Genomic DNA, 19,937 nt, shown 5'->3' with positions numbered 1-19,937 from the left:
GCGTCGGCATGACGTCTTCAGTTCTCTTCCTCGAGCCAGCAGGTGCCGTGCTGCGCGAGCATCGCGCTCGATGCCGCCGGCCCCCACGTGCCCGATGCATACGGCTTCGGCTTGTTGGCCGACGACGCCCACGCGTTCAAAATCGGCTCGACCCAGCGCCACGCTGCTTCCTGCTCGTCGCGCCGCACGAACAACGCGAGCCGGCCGTTGATCACGTCGAGCAGCAGGCGCTGATACGCCTCCATCTGTCCTTCCTTGAAGAACTGGTCGAACGCGAGGTCGAGATGGACGCTTGCCAGATTCATGCCTTCGCCGGGCTGCTTCGCAAGGCAGTACAGGCGAATGGATTCGTTCGGCTGCAAACGGATCACGAGCCGGTTCACGCCCACGCGCGACGCATTCGCGCCCAGCGCCGAATGCGGCACGGCGCGGAAGTTCACGACGATCTCCGCGACCCGGTCCGCCAGCCGCTTGCCCGTGCGCAGGAAGAACGGCACGCCCGCCCAGCGCCAGTTCTCGATCTCCACCTTCAGCGCGACGAAGGTTTCGGTGTTGCTGTCGGGACGCACGCCTTTTTCGGTGGCATAGGCCGGCACCGCCGCGCCGCGGATCACGCCCGCATGATATTGACCGCGCACCGCGACCCGGCTGATGTCGCGTTCGTCCACCGGCTTCAGCGCGCGCAGCACGCGCAGTTTCTCGTCGCGCACGGAGTCGGAATCGATGGAATGCGGCGGCTCCATGGTCACGATGGAGAGCAGTTGCAGCAAGTGGTTCTGCACCATGTCGCGCAGCGCGCCCGTATTGTCGTAGAAGTCGCCGCGCGCTTCCACGCCGAGTTCTTCCGCGATCGTGATCTGGATGCTCTCGACCCACTCGCGCCGCCACAGCGGCTCGAACAGCACGTTGGAGAAGCGCAGCGCAAGCAGGTTCTGCACCGGCTCCTTGCCGAGATAGTGATCGATCCGGTAGATCTGCTCTTCCTGAAAGATCTCGCCGACGGCGTCATTGATGGCGTTCGACGACTTCAGGTCGTAGCCGAGCGGCTTCTCCAGCACGATGCGCGCGTTCTGGTTCAGGCCGACATCCGCCAGCGCGCGGCAGATGGGCACGAACAGCGACGGGCCGGTTGCCAGATAGAAGACGCGCGTTCCGTCGTACTGCGCGAGCGCGTCACGTAACGTAACGAAGTCTTCGGCGCGCCCGAGATCGATGCCGACGTACTGGAAGCGTTCGAGGAAGCTGCGCCACGCGGGCTCGTCCACGCCGCTCTTCGACACATGCGGCTTCACGTGCTCTTCAACCCATGCGCGATACGCGGCCTGGTCCAGCGACTCGCGCGCGACGCAGACGATCCGGCCCGCCGGGTTGAGCATGCCCGCGCGATGGGCCTCGAACAGCGCAGGAAGAATCTTGCGCATGGAGAGGTCGCCGGTGCCGCCGAAGAGGACAAAGATGAAGTTCGAATCGCTTTGCATGGGTCTGAACGTGGGTTCCTGACGCTGGGTGAATCGAAATCGGTGGCGCTGTGTTATCGAACTTTCATGCTCATTACGGGACAATTTCAGCACTATTCCGAAGCAGGCGCTGAAGAACTCCTCTAAACCGGCCGTAGTCCGATAAAATTTTTTTTGACACTGAATTGTAGTTTAACTACAATTCAAATCAAGAGGAAATGTCATCGCAGGGAAAATCGCACTGTCAAAGAGAGTCGTCCTGCAGCGCGCAGTTTCTCCGCCGACCTTCCGAGCGCATGTTATCGGAGCCCCGGAACCCTTGCTTTTCACGCAAGGCGTGCCTTTCAGCTCCCAGTGCGTCCGGCCTCGCCGCCGTGCCCGGCGCGCCCCGCAACTCCGCGCGCACAGGCCGGCAAAAATCAAAAGAGGAGACAGCAGTTGCAATTCCACCCACTCATCTCTTGAGAGCCGTGCGGCCGCTATCGGTTGCCGGCCCTGCACGCACGCGGCGTTCCATGCGCCTCGCGCCTGCCGCATCCCGCCGACACCGCCGATTCCCGGCCGCCCACGTTGTGCCGTTTTTTGACCACTGTTTTTCCAACAATGCTTCTGGCGGCTTCGGGAGCCAATCGTTTCTTGTTCAGGTGTCGAGGAGATAAACAATGAAAGTCCGTAAGCTCATGGGCGCACTGTGCGCCGCAGGTCTTCTGTGCGGTGCGACGGCGTCGGCGGTCCAGGCTGCCGAGGCGGTTTCGGTGCTGCACTGGTGGACGTCCGGCGGCGAATCGAAGGCGGTCGGCGTGCTCAAGGACGACATGACCAAGCAGGGCTATCAGTGGAAGGACTTCGCGGTGGCGGGCGGCGCGGGCGCTGCGGCGATGACCGCGCTGAAGACCCAGGTGATCTCGGGCAATGCGCCTTCGGCCGCGCAGATCAAGGGGCCGCTGATCCAGGAATGGGCCGAGCAAGGCGTGCTCGTGCCGATCGACTCCGTCGCGGGTGACTGGAAGAAGAACCTGCCGCCGGAAATCGACAAGATCATCCACGCCGACGGCCATTACGTCGCCGCGCCTTTCTCGGTGCACCGCGTGAACTGGCTGTACATCAACAAGGCGGCGCTCGACAAGGCTGGCGGCAAGGTGCCGACCAACTGGAACGAGTTCTTCCAGGTCGCGGACAAGATGAAGGCCGCGGGCATTATGCCGATCGCGATGGGCGGCCAGCCGTGGCAGGATCTGACGCTGTGGGAAGACGTGGTGCTCTCGCAGGGCGCGGACTTCTACAAGAAGGCGATCGTCGACCTCGACCAGAAGACGCTGACGTCGCCGCAGATGATTCAGGTGTTCGACACGGTCCGCAAGATCCAGGGCTATTTCGACAGCGGCCGCACCGGCCGAGACTGGAACCTGGCCACGGCCATGGTCATCCAGGGCAAGGCGGGCATGCAGTTCATGGGCGACTGGGCGAAGGGTGAGTTCGCCGGCGCGAACAAGAAGGCGGGCACGGACTACATCTGCGCGCCGGTGCCGGGCACGGAGAAGGCCTACACCTTCAACGTCGATTCCTTCGTGTTCTTCCAGCAGAAGGACCAGAAGGCCGCCACGCCGGGCCAGCTCGCGCTCGCGAAGACCATCATGACGCCGGAATTCCAGGAGCAGTTCAGCCTGAACAAGGGCTCGATCCCGGTCCGTCTCGGCGTGTCGATGGCTAAATTCGACGACTGCGCGAAGAAGTCCTACGCTGATGAACAGACGGCGATCAAATCGGGCGGCTATGTTCCGTCGCTCGCGCACGGCATGGCTCAAGGCGACGCCGTCGCCGGCGCCATGACGGACGTCGTGACGAAGTTCATGAATTCGTCGCAGGATTCGAAGAGCGCGGTGGCCGCGCTCGCGAACGCCGCCAAGACGAAGTAAGTCGGCTGCACTCAGAAGCGGCGCGCCCGAGTGAGCGCGCCGCTTCCACCAACAAGCATCTGCATCACCTGCATCACGCCAGCTGCAAGCAGCGCCGTTTGCTTCCGCCGAAGCACAGCCATTCCGCCATCAGGCGCCATAAGAAAAGTGCGACAGAACGCACCGAGCGTCGGCGCATTTTCCAGGAGTCGAGTCGTGACTGCCTCCCTTACCGCGGACAAGAAACCGCAAAACCCGCCGCGTCGCGCGCCGCCCACGTCGGCGCTCGCCGACCGCTGGATCCCGAAGCTGGTGCTCGCGCCCAGCGTCGCGATCGCACTCGTGTTCGTGTACGGCTTCATCGGCATCACGGGTTATCTTTCGCTGTCCGAGTCGCGGCTGATGCCGCGTTACGACTTCGCAGGCTTCGCCCGCTACAAGCAGCTCTTCGCCAACGACGTCTGGTGGACCTCCGCCGCCAATCTCGGCTGGTTCGGCATTCCGTTCATCGGCATTTGCGTGATCCTCGGGCTGTTCCTCGCCATCCTGCTCGACCAGAAGATCCGCAACGAAGGCGCGCTGCGCGCGATCTTTCTCTATCCGATGGCGCTCTCGTTCATCGTGACCGGCACCGCGTGGCAGTGGATCCTGAACCCGGGCCTGGGCCTCGAAAAGGTGTTCCACGACTGGGGCTGGACGAGCTTCTCGTTCAACTGGCTGGGCGATCCGGACAAGGCCATCTTCTGCGTCGTGATCGCGGCGGTGTGGCAATCCACCGGCTTCGTGATGGCCCTGTTCCTCGCCGGACTGCGCGGGGTCGACGCCGAAATCTTCAAGGCCGCGCAAGTGGACGGCGCGACGCTGCCCACCATCTACCGCAAGATCGTGATTCCGAGCATGCGCCCGGTGTTCTTCTCGGTGCTGCTGATCCTCTGCCACATCACGATCAAGACCTTCGACCTGGTGGTCGCGCTGACGGCGGGCGGTCCGGGCACCTCCTCCTCGCTGCCGGCCATCTTCATGTACACGTTCTCCTTCAACCGGGGGCAGCTCGGCGTCGGCGCGGCGTCGTCGATGATGATGCTGGCCACGGTCGTCGCGGTGCTCGTGCCGCTCATGTATCTCGAATCGAGGAGCACCCGCAATGCAGCCTAAGATGACCCTGAGCCGCGCCGTCATCTATGCGGTGCTGATTCTCTTCGCGCTCTATTTCCTGTTCCCGATCTACGTGATGCTGTCGACCTCCTTCAAGGATCTCGACCAGTTGCGCACGGGCAACCTGCTGACGCCGCCGACGCACTTCACCTTCGCGCCGTGGGTCAAGGCATGGCAGGAAGCCTGTACCGGCGTGCGCTGCGACGGCATGCAGCCGTTCTTCATGAACTCGGTGCGCATGGTGATTCCGGCGGTGCTGATCTCGTCCTTCGTCGGCGCGTTCAACGGCTATGTGCTCACGCACTGGCGCTTTCGCGGCGCGGATGGCCTCTTCACGATGCTGCTGGTCGGCTGCTTCATCCCGTTCCAGGCCATTCTCCTGCCGATGGCGCGCCTGCAAGGCTTCCTCGGCCTGTCGAACACGACCACGGGCCTGGTGCTGGTTCACGTGATCTATGGCATCGCGTTCACGACGATGTTCTTCCGCAACTTCTACGTGAGCATTCCGGCCGAGCTGGTGAAGGCGGCGCGCATCGACGGCGCGGGCTTCTTCACGATCTTCACGAAGATCCTGCTGCCGGTGTCGCTGCCGATCTTCATGGTGTGCCTGATCTGGCAGTTCACGCAGATCTGGAATGACTTCCTGTTCGGGATCGTGTTCTCCGGCGTGGATTCGATGCCGATCACGGTGGCGCTGAACAACCTGGTGAACACGTCGACGGGCGTGAAGGAATACAACGTCGACATGGCGGGCGCGATCATCGCCGCACTGCCGACCATCCTGGTCTACATGATTGCCGGACGTTATTTCGTGCGCGGGCTGACGGCCGGCGCGGTGAAGGGTTGATCGCCGCGGTCGCGCGATTCCCTGTTGAAGAGACTACATAGAGGATTCACATGGCAAGCCTTTCCATCCGTGACGTGTACAAGACCTACCCGAACGGGGTGCCGGTTCTCAAGGGCGTCAACATCGACATCGAGGACGGTCAGTTCCTGATTCTCGTGGGCGGCTCGGGCTGCGGCAAATCGACTTTGCTGAACATGATCGCCGGGCTCGAAACGGTCACCAAGGGCGACATCTTGATCGACGGCAAAACGGTCAACGACCTCTCGCCGAAAGACCGCGACATCGCGATGGTGTTCCAGTCCTACGCGCTCTATCCGTCGATGAGCGTGCGCGACAACATCTCGTTCGGCCTGAACATCCGCAAGGTGCCGAAGGACGAACAGAAGAAGATCGTCGACCGCGTGTCGGAGACGCTGCAGATCGGCCATCTGCTGGACCGCAAGCCGGGCCAGCTGTCGGGCGGCCAGCGTCAGCGCGTCGCGATGGGCCGCGCGCTGGCCCGCGACCCCGTCATGTTCCTGTTCGACGAACCGCTCTCCAACCTCGATGCGAAGCTGCGCATCGAAATGCGTTCGGAGATCAAGCTGCTGCATCAACGTCTCGGCACGACGATCGTGTACGTGACGCACGACCAGATCGAGGCGATGACGCTGGGCGATCGCATCGCCGTGATGAAGGACGGCGTCGTGCAGCAGTTCGGCGCGCCGCAGGAGATCTATGATTCGCCGTCCAATTTGTTCGTGGCGGGGTTCATCGGCGCGCCGCCGATGAACTTCATCACCGGCAAGTTGGTGGAAGCGGGCGCGGGCGTCGGCTTGCAGGTGGATACCGGCGTCGCGCAGAAGGTGCTGAATCTGCCCTTCGATGCGGGCCGTCTGCGCGGCAAGGTCATGCAGGACGTGATTCTTGGCTTGCGTCCGGAGCGCATCACCGATTCGCGCAGCGCGCACGATGTCTCGGATACCAGCTTGCAACCGGTGGACGTGCGCGTCGACGTGATCGAACCGACCGGGCCGGACACGCTGGTGTTCGCCCAGGTGAATGGCAAGCGCATCGTGTCGCGCGTGCATCCGGCGTCGAATCCGCAACCGCTGTCGAACATGACGCTGCTGTTCGATGTCTCGAAGGCCGTGCTGTTCGATCCGCAGACGGAGGAGCGGCTGGCCTGAAGCCCGCGCGCGCAAGCAGTCTGGACGCCACGGTTCGCCGTGGCGTCTTTTTTGGTGATGCCCGGATTGAACCGCTGTTGCTAGTGGGATGCCGGCGCAGAGGCCGATTCGGAAACAATTCTCAGGATATTCGGATGGCTTTCCATCCTCAACGGGTTGAAGCTTCCGAAGGTCGGCGCCACGGGTGCGGGCGAGCAGGATCTGGAGTCGGGAATGACTCATGGAACCTCTCCCCGCTCTCAGAAATCAACTTCGCGCGAAAGACATGAGCATGAGCAACTGGCCGAACGGCTGGCAGTCGCGCGATGTGACGACGCGATCATGGGCGCCGGCCGCCCGGGGCCTCTCGCGTTGGCATGTGCACGGCAAAGCGGCGCCGCCGGGACGCCACCTTCTCCGCGTTGCAGAACGTGAGAGAGAGGCGATTCCCTCCGCCCGCTTCGTCGAGGCACGGCTGGCCGGATGCGGCTGGCTGGCACAATCCCTCTTTCGTCACCCGAACCTTCGCACCCCGCATGCCCTTTCTCTCCTCGCATCCCGAACTCGCCTGGCCGGCGTCCGAAGGCGCCGATCCCTTCATTGGCCTCGAAGCCCTCGACGATCCACGCGCGCAAGCCTGGGTCGACGCCCAGAACCGCCGCACGGAGGCTGCCTTCGGCGCCACGCCCGATGCGCATGCGCTCGCCGCGCGGCTGGAAGCCATCTATACATCGCAGGACCGCATCGTCGTGTGCTCGCGCTACGACGACTGGGGCTACAGCACCTGGCAAGACGACGCGCATCCGCTCGGCATCACGCGGCGCACGCCGTGGAGCGCGTGGCTCGCCGGCACGCCCGAATGGGAAACCGTGCTCGATGTCGACGCCCTCGACCTCAATACGCGCGAGGACGCCGACACGCGCTGGACGCTCGCCGGATTCGACCTGCTCTACCCCACTTATGACCGCGCGCTGGTGAGCCTGTCGCCCGGCGGCTCGGACGCGTGCGTGGTGCGTGAATTCGATATCGAGACGAAGCGTTTCGTCGCGGACGGCTTCTGCCTGCCCGAAGTCGGCAAGCACGACATCTCGTGGATCGATCGCGATACGGTCTATGTCGGCTGGGACGACAGCCGGACGAACCCGCGCCCCGAGCTCACCACGTCGGGGTTTCCACGTCAGGCGCGGCGCTGGTCGCGCGGCACGCCGCTCGCCGCGGCGCCCGTCGTCTTCGAAGGCGAACGGCGTGACATATCGGCGGGCGTGGACTACGACCCGATCGACAAGCTGCATCATGCATCGCGCGCCACCAGCTTCTTCGACACGGTGAACTACTGGCTGGACGAAGCCTCCGGCGAGTGGCGCCAGTACGAGCTGCCCGCGCACGCGGACATCGAGCATTGGCACGGCTGGCTCTTCGTCACGCCGCGCAAGTTCTGGAACGCGGGCGGCCGCCGCCATGCGCCCGGCACGCTCACCGTCATCCGCCGCGACGCCTTCCTCGCAGGCTCGCGGCAGTTCACCGTGCTATACACGCCGTCCGAGCGTCGGGTGCTGGCCGACATCGACTTCACGAAACAGTGGCTGATCATCTCGGAAATGGATGACGGCGTGCCGCGCGTCACCCTGCGGCGCCCGCCCGAGGACGACACGCAAGCATGGCAGACGCGTGCATTCGAGCTGCCGGAGGCAAGCCACGCCTATGTGTCCGCCATCGACGGCGAACGCGACGACACCGTGCTCATCGACGTCGAACATTTTCTGGTGCCGCCGTCGCTGCATTACGCGGATCTCGCCAGCGATGCGCCGTGGCAACTGCTCGCCCGCCTGCCCGCCCAATTCGACGCCGGCGGCATGTCCGCCGTGCGCCGTCACGCCATCGCGCCGGACGGAGAGCGCATTCCGTACTGGCTGATCGGACGTGACGTCGAGACGAACACGGCTGCGCGTCCCTGCCTGCTATACGGCTATGGCGGCTTCGAAGTGGCGCTGGAACCGGCCTACGACGCGACGACCGCCATTGCGTGGCTCGAACGCGGCGGACTGTACGCGATGGCGAACATTCGCGGCGGCGGAGAATTCGGACCGGCATGGCATCAGGCGGCCTTGCGCGAGAAACGGCAGATCGCCTTCGACGATTTCATCGCGGTCGCGCAGGCGCTCATCGATTCGGGCGTCACGTCGAGCAAGCAACTTGCCATCCGCGGCGGCAGCAATGGCGGCCTGCTCGTGGGCGCTTGCATGGTGCAGCGGCCGGAGCTGTTCGGCGCGGTGCTGTCGGAAGTGCCGCTGCTCGACATGGCGCGCTTCCATCAGTTGCTGCAAGGCGCATCGTGGATCGACGAATACGGCGATCCCGACAACCCCGACGACCTGCGTGTCCTGATGACCTATTCGCCGTATCAGAACGTGCGGGCGGAGACGGCCTATCCGCCGGCGCTGTTCACGTCATCGACCGTGGATGACCGCGTGCATCCCGCTCACGGCCGCAAGATGGTGGCGAAGATGCAGGCGCAAGGTCATCCGGACGTGTGGTACGCGGAAACCGGTGAAGGCGGCCACGGCGCGGGCGTGGAATTCGAAGCCGTGGCGCGGACGGAAGCCGCCGCGTTCACGTTCGTCGCGGCGAAAGTGGGTCTGCTGAGTTGAGTTGAGCCCGCGCCTCAGACCTTCACCGGCGCCGCGTGCGAACGCAGCACCAGCGTGCGCCCGGCGAAGGTCAGCACTCCGCTCACGCCGATCACGATGCCCATGCCGTGCGGCGAGACATCGTGAAAGAGTCCCACCGCAAGACTCGACAACGCGCCGAGCGCGAGCTGCATCGCGCCGAACACGGCGGCGGCCGCGCCTGCATTGTGCGGATAGCGATGCATCAGTTCGGTCGTGCAATTGGCCGAGAGCAGTCCGACCACGCCGACCACGAAGAACAGGCACACGACAATCGACCACAGCCCGCCCCACCCCGTCAGCGACACGAGCGCCACCGCGAGCGCCGCGGCGACGCTCACGAACGACGCCGCCGAGATCATCTTCATGGCGCCCACCCGGCCGACCCATGTCGTGTTGAGCACATTGCCCGCGATGATGCCCACGATGTTGAGCCCGAACAGGAAGCCGTAGAACTGCGGCTTCACATGGAAGTAGTCGATGTAGACGAACGGCGTGGCCGTGATGTACGCGAACATCGACGCGAAGGCCATGCCGCCGCAGATCATGTGGCCCCAGGTGACCGGATCGGTGAGCAGGTGCCGGTAGGCGGCAAACGACTTGGTCAGCGCCGCGCTCGCGCGCTTCTCCTTCGGCCAGGTTTCCGGCACGCGCAGGAAGGCGGTCACGGCGCAGGTCAGCCCGAACAGCGTCAGCGCGATGAATACGACGCGCCAGCCGCCCAGCAGGATCAACTGCCCGCCGATCAGCGGCGCGAGCAGCGGACCCATCGACGTGACGATGGACAGCATCGACAGCACGCGGGCGGCGTCGGCCGGGGCGTGCGCGTCGCGGGCGATGGCGCGCGCCAGCACCGAGGCCGCGCCCGCGCCCAGCGCTTGCAGGAAGCGCACGAGCACGAGGGCATCGATGGAAAACGCCGCCGCACACGCAATGCTCGCCAGCGCATACAGCGCAATCCCGCCGAGCAGGACAGGCCGGCGGCCGTAGGCGTCCGACATCGGGCCATACAGCAGCATGCCGAACGAAAAGCCGAACATGAAACTCGTCAGCGTGCTTTGCGCGGCGGCCGGGCTCGTGCCGAAGGACGCCGCCAGCGCGGGCAGGCTCGGCAGATACATGTCGATCGACAGCGGGCCGCAAGCGGCGAGCGCGCCAAGCAGCAGAATCAAACGGCCGTCGGGCCGGCGCCGGGAGGTGTCGGACATGAAGTTCGCAGGACGGGAAAGGTGGAGGCGGTGCGGCTTTCGGCCGCGTAAGAGAAGGTCATTGTACGCGACGCTTTCCCATGATCCGACCCTGAACCGCGCCATGCGCTAAGCTCGACGCTCCCTCCTTTACACACCGCGCCGCCCCGATGACCGCCTTCCTGCTGATCTGGAGCCCGAAAAAGTGGCCGTGGCCCGAACTGCCCGATTTGGCGCGCCGGGTGGCCGCGGGGGACGCCGTCACCGATGTCTGGGGCTGCGGCACCGCGCGCGGTCTGCTGCCGGGCGACCGCGTGTTCGTGCACCGGGTAGCGCAAGAGCCGAAGGGCGTGTTCGCGTCGGGCTATGTGACGCGCGCGCCCTACGAAGTGCCGGACGCCAACAGCAAGCGGGGCTACCGGCTGTGCATCGACTTCGTTTATGACTGGCTCGTCGATGCACACGAACAGGTGGTCGTCACGCGCGACGAACTGCGGGCCCATCCCTTCTCGGTGCAGACCTGGGACGCGCAGATGTCCGGCACGCTCATCAAGCCAATGGCCGAAGGCGCGCTGGAAAAGCGCTGGACCGAGCGCACCGGGCGGCGCTCGCGGCCTTCCATGCCGCCGCCGCACATGTCGGCACCGGACCCCGCACCCACCGCGCCCACCGCGCGCCGGACGCGCGCACGCACGGCCCGCAAGCCCGCTTGACGCCGGTCAACGGCCCGGCCCCGACCCGGCCCGGTCGCAACGACTCCGGTACAATTTCAGCACCGCTTTTTCGCGTCGGATCGCGCGTTCCGCGGGCCAGCGCCCGCCCGGCGCGCGGCCGGTCCGGCGCGGCTCCCGCATTCACCTTCAGCGCAGGCTTTCATCCATGTCCAAGAATCAAGCACTCTTCGAACGCGCACAGCGAACCATTCCGGGCGGCGTGAACTCGCCGGTGCGGGCGTTCCGCTCGGTAGGCGGCACGCCGCGTTTCATCGAGCGCGCACAAGGGCCGTACTTCTGGGATGCGGACGGCAAGCGCTATATCGACTACATCGGCTCGTGGGGCCCCATGATCCTCGGCCATGTTCACCCGGACGTGCTCGACGCCGTGCAGCGCGTGCTGGCGCAGGGTTTCTCGTTCGGCGCGCCGACCGAAGCCGAGATCGAAATTGCCGAGGAAATCTGCAAGCTCGTGCCGTCGATCGAACAAGTGCGCATGGTGTCGTCGGGCACGGAAGCCACCATGAGCGCGCTGCGTCTGGCGCGCGGTTTCACGGGCCGCAGCCGCATCATCAAGTTCGAGGGCTGCTATCACGGCCACGCCGACAGCCTGCTCGTCAAGGCCGGTTCCGGCCTGCTCACGTTTGGCAATCCGACTTCGGCGGGCGTGCCGGCCGACATCGCGAAGCACACCACGGTGCTCGAATACAACAACGTCGAGCAGCTCAACGAGGCGTTCAAGGCCTTCGGCGCGGAAGTGGCCTCGGTGATCGTCGAGCCGGTGGCCGGCAACATGAATCTCGTGCGCGCGACCCCTGAGTTCCTGAACGCGCTGCGCGAGCGCTGCACCGAATACGGTGCGGTGCTGATCTTCGACGAAGTGATGTGCGGCTTCCGCGTGGCGCTCGGCGGCGCGCAAGAGGTCTACGGCATTCAGCCCGACCTCACGTGTCTCGGCAAGGTGATCGGCGGCGGCATGCCGGCGGCGGCCTTCGGCGGGCGGCGCGACATCATGGCCCATCTGGCGCCGCTGGGCGGCGTCTATCAGGCGGGCACGCTCTCCGGCAATCCGATTGCGGTGGCCGCCGGTCTCGCGACCTTGCGCCTGATCCAGCGCCCTGGCTTCTACGACGACCTGGCGAAGCAGACCCGCAAGCTCGTGGACGGCCTGACGGCCGCCGCGCGCGAGGCCCGGATTCCGTTCTGCGCCGACTCGATCGGCGGCATGTTCGGCCTGTATTTCTCCGACCAGGTGCCGGCGAGTTTCGCGCAGATCCAGCAAGGCGACACGCTGCGCTTCAACGCCTTCTTCCACGCCATGCTCGACGCGGACGTGTACTTCGCGCCGTCGGCATTCGAAGCGGGCTTCGTGTCGAGCGCGCACGACGACGCCGTGATCGGCGCGACGCTCGACGCGGCGCGCGGCGCATTCGCGTCGCTTGCGGCCTGACGCCGCCGGGCCGCGCCAATGTTCTCGCAAACCGATTTCACGCACATGGAGCGCGCGCTCGCGCTCGCCTCGAAAGGCATGTACACGACGACGCCGAACCCACGGGTGGGCTGCGTGCTCGTCAAGAACGGCGAAGTGATCGGCATGGGTTTTACGCAGCCGGCCGGTCAGGATCACGCCGAGGTTCGCGCGCTGAAGGACGCGCGCTCGCGCGGCAAGGATCCGCGCAGCGCCACGGCCTATGTGACGCTCGAACCATGCAGTCATTTCGGGCGCACGCCGCCGTGCGCGCACGCGCTGATCGACGCGCGCGTCGAAAAAGTGATCGCCGCGATGGAAGATCCGAATCCGGCCGTGTCCGGGCGCGGTCTGACCATGTTGCGCGATGCGGGCGTCGACGTGCGCTGCGGGCTGCTCGCCAACGAAGCGTATGAGCTGAACATCGGCTTCGTGTCGCGCATGACGCGACGCCGGCCATGGGTGCGCATGAAGGTCGCGGCCACGCTCGACGGCCGCACCGCGCTGCCGTCCGGCGCCAGCCAGTGGATCACCGGCGAGGACGCGCGCGCCGACGGCCACGCGTGGCGCGCCCGCGCCTGCGCGATCCTCACCGGCATCGGCACGGTGCGCGAAGACGACCCGCAACTGACGGTGCGCGCGGTGGATACGCTGCGCCAGCCGCAGCGCGTGCTGATCGACAGCCGTCTTGACGTGCCGCCCGAAGCCCGCATTCTCGATGGCGCGCCGCCGTGGATCTTCCATGCCGCCGATGCCGATCCCGCGCGTGCCGCCGCGCTGCGCGACAAGGGCGCGGAGCTGCTCGAGGTATCGAACGAGCAGGGCAAGGTGGATCTCCCCGCCATGCTCACGGCCCTCGCCGATCGCGGCATCAACGAACTGCACGTGGAAGCGGGCCACAAGCTGAACGGCTCGCTGCTGCGCGAAGGCTGCGTCGACGAATTGCTGGTTTATCTCGCGCCGAGCCTGCTCGGCAGCGCGCCCGGCATGTTCGACTTCGCGCCGCCCGACACGCTCGACGCACGCCCGCATCTGAAATTTCATCGCATCGACCGTCTGGGCGACGATCTGCGCATTCTGGCGCGCTTCGCCGATGCCAACGTGGCAAGCTGACGGCACCCCGGTCTCCCGGTTTTTGATTCCGTTTTCTGATTCAAAGGAACGCTCCAGATGTTCACAGGAATTGTCGCGGCGATCGGCCGCATCGAAAAAGTCACGCCGCTTGGGGCGCAGGACGCGGGCGTTCGCCTGACGATCGCGGCCGGCGGGCTCGACCTGAGCGACGTCGAACTCGGCGACAGCATTGCCATTCAGGGCGCCTGCATGACGGTGATCCAGAAGACGCCCGAGTCTTTCGATGTCGATGTCTCACGCGAAAGCCTGAACAAGACGGTCGGCCTGGGCGAGGCCGGCGCCGGCGTGAACCTGGAAAAAGCGCTGCGCGCGCACGACCGCCTGGGCGGCCATCTCGTTTCAGGACACGTGGACGGCCTGGGCGTCGTTTCGAAGTTCGAGCCGGTGGGCGAGTCGCACGAACTGCGCATCGTCGCGCCGAAGGACATCGGCAAGTATCTCGCCTACAAGGGTTCGGTCACGGTGAACGGCGTGAGCCTCACCGTCAACGCCGTCACCGACCGCCCCGATGGCAGCGAGTTCTCGATCAACCTTATTCCGCATACCGTCGAAGTCACGACGCTGAGCGCGCTCAAGGCGGGCACCCGGGTAAATCTGGAGATCGATCTGATTGCGCGTTATGTGGAACGGATGATGAGCGCGTCGTGAGGCCGCCGGATCCGGTCTCCCGGATCGACACCAGATACAGCGTGTCCTGCGCCAGCAGATAGAGCAGCGCGTATTCTCCGGACGGCGCGTCGCCGAACTCGTGCACATACAGCTCGCCGCCCGCCGCTCGCGCCCGCTCCAGCAGCTCGACGAGATAACCCACGCAGAGCGCCGCTTCGAATTGCTCCGGAATCTGTCCGGAAACGTCGCGCCCCATGCGCGGCGCGCTCTTGAGCCGAGGCAGTACTTCAGTGTCCAGGCGTTCGATCAGAAGGTCGAACGCCTCCGCATTGCCCGCCTCGATCCACTGCCGCTCGATTTCCAGCAGCCGCGCCTCGAAATAGTCCGTGATGCGCACCGCCGCGCGATCCGGAGAAAGTGCCGGATCCGTGGCGGTCAGCGCCTGTGATCCGTTCCTGTGCTTCATGCTGATCATGGTTGTCACGCCGTGAGAGTTGAGGTCCAGCCAGTCTCTCACGCCCGGCGCGCACGCACCATTCGTCCGAATGGCCTAGGAAATTTCCCGTCCGCCGTCCCGTGGATTTCGCCGCCCGCGCGGCGGCCGTGGCGTAAAATACGCCCTTTCCCCGAACCGGACCCTTACGGGACGTCATCATGTCGCTCGCCTCCACTCCTGAGATCATCGCTGAACTGAAAGCCGGCCGGATGGTGATCCTCGTCGACGAAGAAGATCGCGAGAATGAAGGCGATCTGATCCTCGCCGCCGAATTCGTCACCCCCGAAGCCATCAACTTCATGGCGAAATTCGGCCGCGGCCTGATCTGCCTGACGCTCACCCAGGAGCGCTGCCAGCAGCTCAATCTGCCCTTGATGACGCAGCGCAACGGCACGCAGTACGGCACCGCGTTCACGGTCAGCATCGAGGCCGCCGAGGGCGTCACGACCGGCATTTCGGCCTCGGACCGCGCCCGGACCATCCAGGCGGCGGTCGCGCCGGACGCACGGGCCGACCACATCGTTCAGCCCGGCCACGTCTTCCCGATCATGGCGCAGCCCGGCGGCGTGCTGGTCCGCGCCGGCCACACCGAAGCCGGCTGCGACCTCACCGCGCTCGCGGGCCTCACGCCCGCCGCCGTGATCTGCGAAGTCATCAAGGACGACGGCGAAATGGCCCGTCTGCCGGACCTCATCGAGTTCGGCGAGCAGCACGGCATCAAGATCGGCTCGATTGCCGACCTGATCCACTATCGCAGCCGCACCGAATCGATCATCGAGAAAGTTTCCGAACGCACCATGCAGACCGCGCACGGCCCGTTCCGCGCCATCCTGTATCGCGACGAACCCTCGCATTCGCCGCACATCGCGCTGGTGCGCGGCATGCCGCGTCCCGAGCAGGAAACGCCGGTGCGCGTGCACGAACCGCTTTCGGTGCTCGACCTGCTCGAAATCGATGCCTCCATGCACTCGTGGACCATCGACGCCGCGATGAAGGAAATCGCCGCGCGCGACCTCGGCGCCATCGTCATGCTCAATTGCGGCGACACGAAGGAACATCTCGTGGCCGTGTTCGAGGCGTTCGACCAGCAGCACAAGGCGAAGGAGCTCCAGCGCCGGCCGATCGACTTCAAGACCTATGGCATCGGCGCGCAGATCCTGCGCGACATCGGCGTCGGCAAGATGCAGGTGCTCTCGAATCCGCGCAAGCTCGGCAGCATGTCGGGCTACGGGCTCGAGGTCACGGGCTTCATCCCGATGCCCGGCTGCCCCGCGACGGCCGCGCCCGTCGAGCCGCCCGTCGCCCAGCTGCGCTCGGCCTGACGCCTCTCAGGCGCCCCTCTCCAACAGAACCAACGGATTCAATTCATGGAAATCGGACAATATCAGCCGAACCTCGACGGCGACGGCCTGCGCATCGGCATCGTGCAGTCGCGTTTCAACGAACCGGTGTGCAACGGCCTCGCCGACGCATGCATCGAGGAACTGGAACGTCTCGGCGTGATCGGTGAAGACGTGTTGCTCGTCACCGTCCCTGGCGCGCTGGAAATTCCGCTCGCGCTGCAAAAGCTGGCCGAGTCCGGGCAGTTCGACGCGCTGATCGCGGTCGGCTGTGTCGTGCGCGGCGAGACCTATCACTTCGAACTCGTGTCGAACGAAAACGGCGCGGGCATTTCGCGCATCGCGCTCGACTTCGGCATTCCGGTGGCGAACGCCGTGCTCACGACCGAGAACGACGAGCAAGCCGTCGCGCGCATGACCGAGAAAGGCCGCGACGCCGCGCGCGTCGCGGTTGAAATGGCGAATCTGTCCGTCGCGCTCGAGCAGCTCGGCGGCGATGAAGAAGACGAAGACGAAGAAGACGAGGACCGCGCATGAAGAGCGCACGACGCCGTTCGCGTGAGCTCGCGACGCAAGGGCTTTACCAATGGCTGCTGTCCGGTGCGCCCGCCGGTGAAATCGACGCGCAGCTGCGTTCCACGCAGGGTTTCGACAAGGCCGACCAGGAACACCTGGACGCCATCCTGCACGGCGTGATCAAGGAAGCGGACGCGTTGTCCGAGCAGTTGCAGCCGTGTCTGGACCGGCCGATCGACCAGTTGTCGCCGGTCGAACGCGCGGTGCTGCTGGTCGCGGCCTTCGAGTTCAAGCATCACATCGACGTGCCGTATCGCGTCGTCATCAATGAAGCAGTGGAACTGACGAAGACCTTCGGCGGCTCGGACGGTTACAAGTACGTCAACGGTGTGCTCGACAAGCTCGCCGTCGCCCTGCGTCCCACCGAGGCGCAGGCGCGCGGGCGCGGAGCGTAGTCGATGAACCACGCAGCGGAGCCGCTGGTGAGGCTGGCGTCGCGGGTCGGCGCCATCGAGCCGTTCTACGTGATGGAGTTGATGAAGCAGGCCCAGGTGCTCGAACGCGCCGGCCGCGACATCATCCACATGAGCATCGGCGAACCGGATTTCACCGCGCCCGAGCCTGTCACCCGCGCCGCCGCCGAAGCCCTTACGCGCGGCGTCACGCAGTACACCAACGCGCTCGGCATCCATGCGCTGCGCGAGGCCATTGCGCAGCATTACCGCGATGCCTTCGGCCTGGATATAGACCCGGCGCGCATCGTCGTGACGGCGGGCGCATCGGCGGCGCTGCTGCTCGCGTGCATGGCGCTGGTCGATCACGGTGACGAAGTCCTGATGCCCGACCCCTGCTATCCGTGCAACCGGCACTTCGTGTCGGCCGCGGACGGCAAGCCCGTCCTGATTCCGAGCGGTCCGGTGGAACGCTTCCAGCTGACGGCCGGACATGTCGAGGAATACTGGACCGACAAGACGCGCGGCGTGCTGCTGGCGTCGCCGTCGAACCCGACGGGCACGTCGATCGAGCCGGACGAACTGCGGCGGATCATTGGCGCGGTGCGTGCGCGCGGCGGCTTCACCATCGTCGACGAGATCTACCAGGGGCTGAGCTACGACGCGAAACCCGTGTCCGCTCTCTCCTTCGGCGACGACGTCGTCACGGTTAACAGCTTCTCGAAGTATTTCAACATGACCGGCTGGCGGCTCGGCTGGCTCGTCGTGCCGCATGCGATGGTCGGCGCGCTCGAAAAACTGTCGCAGAATCTGTTCATCTGTGCGTCGGCGCTCGCGCAACATGCGGCGCTCGCCTGCTTCGAGCCCGAGACGCTCGCGATCTACGAGGCGCGCCGGGGCGAATTCAAGCGGCGGCGCGACTATATCGTGCCGGCGCTGCGCTCACTCGGTTTCGGCGTGCCGGTGGTGCCCGACGGCGCGTTCTACGTCTACGCCGATACCGCCACGGTGCACCATCCCGCCGCCGGTAACAGCGACGCGCTCACGCACGCGATGCTGCATGACGCGGGCGTGGTGCTCGTGCCGGGCACGGACTTCGGGTTTCATGCGCCGCAGCGCTATCTGCGTCTGTCGTATGCGACCGCTTACGCAAAGCTCGAAGAGGCGGTGGCGCGGCTGGGGTCCTTGTTCAGCCGCTGAACGCGTCAACCTGTCCAAATGAAAATGGGCACCCTCGGGTGCCCATTTTCTTTGATCAGACGCTTCAAGCAATCATCAAGCGCCGAATTCCGCCGAAGCAACGTGCTTCGTTTCCGTGTCGCCGTCATCCTGCGCGCCCTGCTTCTTCGGCGTATCGATCGTCACGTGAACGCGTTTTTCAGGCGAGGCGGACGCCAGCACCTGCTGCTTGGGCGCGGCCTGAACCGGCGCCTGCGGGGCGTTGATCGGCACGTTGCGGCCGCGTGCGACGTCGCGCAGACGCGAACGCTCGGCCAGCACCTTGGCGCCGTAGCCGCCGTCGTCCTGCGTCGTCGAGCCCACGTAGAAGCGCAGACCGCCCGCCACCGAACCGCCGCGCGCAATGCAGTCTTTCAGCACGAGCGCGCCGACCTTGATGTTCGCAAGCGGATCGAGCGCCGCGTGCGAGCCGCCGAAGTATTGGAACTTGTCCGAATGAACTTTCGACATCACCTGCATCAGCCCTTGCGCGCCCACGCCGCTTTCGGCATAGGGATTGAAGCCCGATTCGATCGCCATCACGGAGAGCAGCAGCAGCGGGTCGAGGCCGACTTCGCGACCGGTGTCGAAGGCTGCGCGCACGAGTTCGCTGACCGGCTCTTCGGCCACACGGTAGCGCCGCGCGATGAAGTTCGCGACGAGCTTCTGCTCGCGCGTGGAAACGAGTACGCGGTCGTCGCGCGCATCGGCGACGACGCGTTGTGCCGGGATCAGGCTCGCCAGCATGCCGACGGACGGCATGGTACGCGGGTCGAGACCGTTCGGCGACACGGCGAGACTGATGCCGCCGGTCAGCTGGCGGGTGCTGTCGTCGTCGCCGGCGGCAGCGCCGAGCGACGGCGTGACCGCGCCGGGCGCCTTGCTGTCCGCGGCGGGCGTGTTGGCGGCGCTGGCGTTGTTCGCAGCCAGGTTCACCGGCAGCATCGCGTCGTTCGACGGCCGATGCACCGCCGAGAACGGCGGCAGCGGCTGCCCCGCGAGCAGACGGGCCGGACCGGCCTGAACGGCGGCGGACACGAAAGGCATGACCCTTGCGGCAAGCGTGGTGCGCCACGAAGGCAGCAACCACAGCGACAATGCCGTGATCACGGCAACGCCGCCGACCAGGCTGAAGAGATGGTGACTCAAACGGCGCCCACGACGTAGCGCTATGCGCACCAGTTGCGCGGCGCGAGTGTCGGAACCCCACGATAACCAAGCGTTCATCGATGCTCCCAATGTTGCATGATTAGCGCAGATGAATATGAATAAAGCCCATATCAAAAGCACAAATCAGACACCGCTCGCTCTTGGCAAGCGTAAGCGGCATCGGGGATACGGCATGCGCCGTCTGGAAGGCCGGTCCGGCATGAGCACCGGATTGCGCGGCACGTACTGCATGCCCTGAGTGCGCAGATGACCTTCGACGCGAAAAACCGGCGTGAGAAACGCCGGCAGTGACAACCAACACCCATGAGTCGCCGGGCAGGTTCGGCGCAGGCGACGCATGTGCGCCTGTAAAGACCTGAGGCAACGGTAAAAAGTTTCAAAACCTGCTTTGGATGCCAAGCGATTCTAGCAGGGTTTAATGATCCGTCAATGCTATAGACTTCCGTTTCAATTACTTACAGTTATA

17 protein-coding genes are annotated in these 19,937 nt (G+C 65.3%); 13 read left to right on the top strand and 4 right to left on the bottom strand.

Going from position 1 to position 19,937, the window contains the following annotated elements; all coding sequences use genetic code 11:
- Positions 1–17: 17 nt before the first annotated feature.
- Positions 18–1,478 carry a glucose-6-phosphate dehydrogenase gene (gene zwf, locus QCE63_RS05305; protein WP_309831218.1) on the bottom strand — a complete coding sequence of 487 codons (1,461 nt, stop codon included), beginning with the start codon at positions 1,476–1,478 and terminating at the stop codon, positions 18–20.
- 641 nt (positions 1,479–2,119) lie between these two features.
- Between zwf and QCE63_RS05300 the strand changes: the two genes are divergently transcribed.
- From QCE63_RS05300 to QCE63_RS05280, 5 genes are all read left to right on the top strand, one after another.
- Complete coding sequence (locus QCE63_RS05300) at positions 2,120–3,373, top strand: ABC transporter substrate-binding protein (protein WP_309831216.1); 1,254 nt, start codon at positions 2,120–2,122, stop codon at positions 3,371–3,373.
- Positions 3,374–3,568: 195 nt separating this feature from the next.
- A complete protein-coding gene (locus tag QCE63_RS05295) occupies positions 3,569–4,507 on the top strand; it encodes a sugar ABC transporter permease (RefSeq protein ID WP_309831214.1) in 939 nt (312 codons plus the stop codon).
- Positions 4,497–5,354 (top strand): carbohydrate ABC transporter permease, encoded by an 858-nt coding sequence (locus tag QCE63_RS05290; protein ID WP_061166786.1) that lies wholly within the window; start codon positions 4,497–4,499, stop codon positions 5,352–5,354. Before QCE63_RS05295 ends, QCE63_RS05290 begins: the two co-directional genes overlap by 11 nt.
- Before the next feature lie 50 nt (positions 5,355–5,404).
- On the top strand, positions 5,405–6,523 hold the full coding sequence (locus QCE63_RS05285) for a sn-glycerol-3-phosphate ABC transporter ATP-binding protein UgpC (protein WP_309831209.1): 1,119 nt from the start codon (positions 5,405–5,407) through the stop codon (positions 6,521–6,523).
- Positions 6,524–7,038: 515 nt separating this feature from the next.
- On the top strand, positions 7,039–9,150 hold the full coding sequence (locus QCE63_RS05280; RefSeq protein ID WP_309831207.1) for a prolyl oligopeptidase family serine peptidase: 2,112 nt from the start codon (positions 7,039–7,041) through the stop codon (positions 9,148–9,150).
- A 14-nt stretch (positions 9,151–9,164) separates the two neighbouring features.
- Here the strand turns inward: QCE63_RS05280 and QCE63_RS05275 are convergent, their stop codons facing one another.
- The gene (locus QCE63_RS05275) at positions 9,165–10,376 is read right to left on the bottom strand and encodes a Bcr/CflA family multidrug efflux MFS transporter (protein WP_309831205.1); all 1,212 of its coding nucleotides are present in this window, start codon (positions 10,374–10,376) and stop codon (positions 9,165–9,167) included.
- A gap of 149 nt (positions 10,377–10,525) precedes the next feature.
- On the opposite strand from QCE63_RS05275, the gene QCE63_RS05270 reads away from it, so the two are divergent.
- From QCE63_RS05270 to QCE63_RS05255, 4 genes are all read left to right on the top strand, one after another.
- Positions 10,526–11,068: a hypothetical protein gene (locus tag QCE63_RS05270; protein WP_309831203.1), complete on the top strand. Its 543-nt coding sequence runs from the start codon at positions 10,526–10,528 to the stop codon at positions 11,066–11,068.
- A 166-nt stretch (positions 11,069–11,234) separates the two neighbouring features.
- On the top strand, positions 11,235–12,518 hold the full coding sequence (hemL, locus tag QCE63_RS05265) for a glutamate-1-semialdehyde 2,1-aminomutase (RefSeq protein ID WP_309831201.1): 1,284 nt from the start codon (positions 11,235–11,237) through the stop codon (positions 12,516–12,518).
- 18 nt (positions 12,519–12,536) lie between these two features.
- The gene (gene ribD / locus QCE63_RS05260; RefSeq protein WP_309831199.1) at positions 12,537–13,649 is read left to right on the top strand and encodes a bifunctional diaminohydroxyphosphoribosylaminopyrimidine deaminase/5-amino-6-(5-phosphoribosylamino)uracil reductase RibD; all 1,113 of its coding nucleotides are present in this window, start codon (positions 12,537–12,539) and stop codon (positions 13,647–13,649) included.
- A gap of 57 nt (positions 13,650–13,706) precedes the next feature.
- Positions 13,707–14,318, top strand: a complete 612-nt coding sequence (locus QCE63_RS05255; protein ID WP_309831197.1) for a riboflavin synthase — start codon at positions 13,707–13,709, stop codon at positions 14,316–14,318.
- Here QCE63_RS05255 and QCE63_RS05250 read toward each other — a convergent pair.
- Positions 14,242–14,745, bottom strand: a complete 504-nt coding sequence (locus tag QCE63_RS05250; protein ID WP_309831195.1) for a hypothetical protein — start codon at positions 14,743–14,745, stop codon at positions 14,242–14,244. The two genes, QCE63_RS05255 and QCE63_RS05250, sit on opposite strands and share 77 nt — an antisense overlap.
- 188 nt (positions 14,746–14,933) lie before the next feature.
- On the opposite strand from QCE63_RS05250, the gene ribBA reads away from it, so the two are divergent.
- Genes ribBA through QCE63_RS05230 form a run of 4 tightly spaced genes read left to right on the top strand, consistent with a single transcriptional unit; the run spans position 14,934 to position 18,283 of the window.
- Entirely contained in the window at positions 14,934–16,097 is a 1,164-nt protein-coding gene (ribBA, locus tag QCE63_RS05245; RefSeq protein WP_309831193.1) for a bifunctional 3,4-dihydroxy-2-butanone-4-phosphate synthase/GTP cyclohydrolase II, read from the top strand.
- Positions 16,098–16,142: 45 nt separating this feature from the next.
- A complete protein-coding gene (gene ribH, locus QCE63_RS05240; RefSeq protein WP_309807635.1) occupies positions 16,143–16,652 on the top strand; it encodes a 6,7-dimethyl-8-ribityllumazine synthase in 510 nt (169 codons plus the stop codon).
- Entirely contained in the window at positions 16,649–17,086 is a 438-nt protein-coding gene (gene nusB, locus QCE63_RS05235; protein WP_309831191.1) for a transcription antitermination factor NusB, read from the top strand. Before ribH ends, nusB begins: the two co-directional genes overlap by 4 nt.
- A gap of 3 nt (positions 17,087–17,089) precedes the next feature.
- Positions 17,090–18,283 carry a pyridoxal phosphate-dependent aminotransferase gene (locus QCE63_RS05230; RefSeq protein ID WP_309831189.1) on the top strand — a complete coding sequence of 398 codons (1,194 nt, stop codon included), beginning with the start codon at positions 17,090–17,092 and terminating at the stop codon, positions 18,281–18,283.
- Positions 18,284–18,358: 75 nt separating this feature from the next.
- On the opposite strand, the gene QCE63_RS05225 is transcribed toward QCE63_RS05230, so the two are convergent.
- On the bottom strand, positions 18,359–19,528 hold the full coding sequence (locus tag QCE63_RS05225; protein ID WP_309831187.1) for a transglycosylase SLT domain-containing protein: 1,170 nt from the start codon (positions 19,526–19,528) through the stop codon (positions 18,359–18,361).
- Between the last annotated feature and the right edge of the window lie 409 nt (positions 19,529–19,937).

Origin of the sequence: Caballeronia sp. LZ065 (assembly GCF_031450975.1) — a bacterium.
Taxonomy (GTDB): Bacteria; Pseudomonadota; Gammaproteobacteria; order Burkholderiales; family Burkholderiaceae; genus Caballeronia.
Note: the sequence above shows the minus strand (reverse complement) of the source record. Positions and strands in the feature narration are given on the sequence as shown.

Bases quoted from the DNA above. Each gene is read 5' to 3' on its own strand.
- QCE63_RS05275 (WP_309831205.1), bottom strand. From the start codon at position 10,376: ATGTCCGACACCTCCCGGCGCCGGCCCGACGGCCGTTTGATTCTGCTG.
- QCE63_RS05300 (WP_309831216.1), top strand. From the start codon at position 2,120: ATGAAAGTCCGTAAGCTCATGGGCGCACTGTGCGCCGCAGGTCTTCTG.
- ribD (WP_309831199.1), top strand. From the start codon at position 12,537: ATGTTCTCGCAAACCGATTTCACGCACATGGAGCGCGCGCTCGCGCTC.
- QCE63_RS05250 (WP_309831195.1), bottom strand. From the start codon at position 14,745: ATGAAGCACAGGAACGGATCACAGGCGCTGACCGCCACGGATCCGGCA.
- nusB (WP_309831191.1), top strand. From the start codon at position 16,649: ATGAAGAGCGCACGACGCCGTTCGCGTGAGCTCGCGACGCAAGGGCTT.
- QCE63_RS05280 (WP_309831207.1), top strand. From the start codon at position 7,039: ATGCCCTTTCTCTCCTCGCATCCCGAACTCGCCTGGCCGGCGTCCGAA.
- QCE63_RS05290 (WP_061166786.1), top strand. From the start codon at position 4,497: ATGCAGCCTAAGATGACCCTGAGCCGCGCCGTCATCTATGCGGTGCTG.
- QCE63_RS05285 (WP_309831209.1), top strand. From the start codon at position 5,405: ATGGCAAGCCTTTCCATCCGTGACGTGTACAAGACCTACCCGAACGGG.
- QCE63_RS05255 (WP_309831197.1), top strand. From the start codon at position 13,707: ATGTTCACAGGAATTGTCGCGGCGATCGGCCGCATCGAAAAAGTCACG.
- hemL (WP_309831201.1), top strand. From the start codon at position 11,235: ATGTCCAAGAATCAAGCACTCTTCGAACGCGCACAGCGAACCATTCCG.
- ribBA (WP_309831193.1), top strand. From the start codon at position 14,934: ATGTCGCTCGCCTCCACTCCTGAGATCATCGCTGAACTGAAAGCCGGC.
- QCE63_RS05225 (WP_309831187.1), bottom strand. From the start codon at position 19,528: ATGAACGCTTGGTTATCGTGGGGTTCCGACACTCGCGCCGCGCAACTG.
- ribH (WP_309807635.1), top strand. From the start codon at position 16,143: ATGGAAATCGGACAATATCAGCCGAACCTCGACGGCGACGGCCTGCGC.
- QCE63_RS05230 (WP_309831189.1), top strand. From the start codon at position 17,090: ATGAACCACGCAGCGGAGCCGCTGGTGAGGCTGGCGTCGCGGGTCGGC.
- QCE63_RS05270 (WP_309831203.1), top strand. From the start codon at position 10,526: ATGACCGCCTTCCTGCTGATCTGGAGCCCGAAAAAGTGGCCGTGGCCC.
- zwf (WP_309831218.1), bottom strand. From the start codon at position 1,478: ATGCAAAGCGATTCGAACTTCATCTTTGTCCTCTTCGGCGGCACCGGC.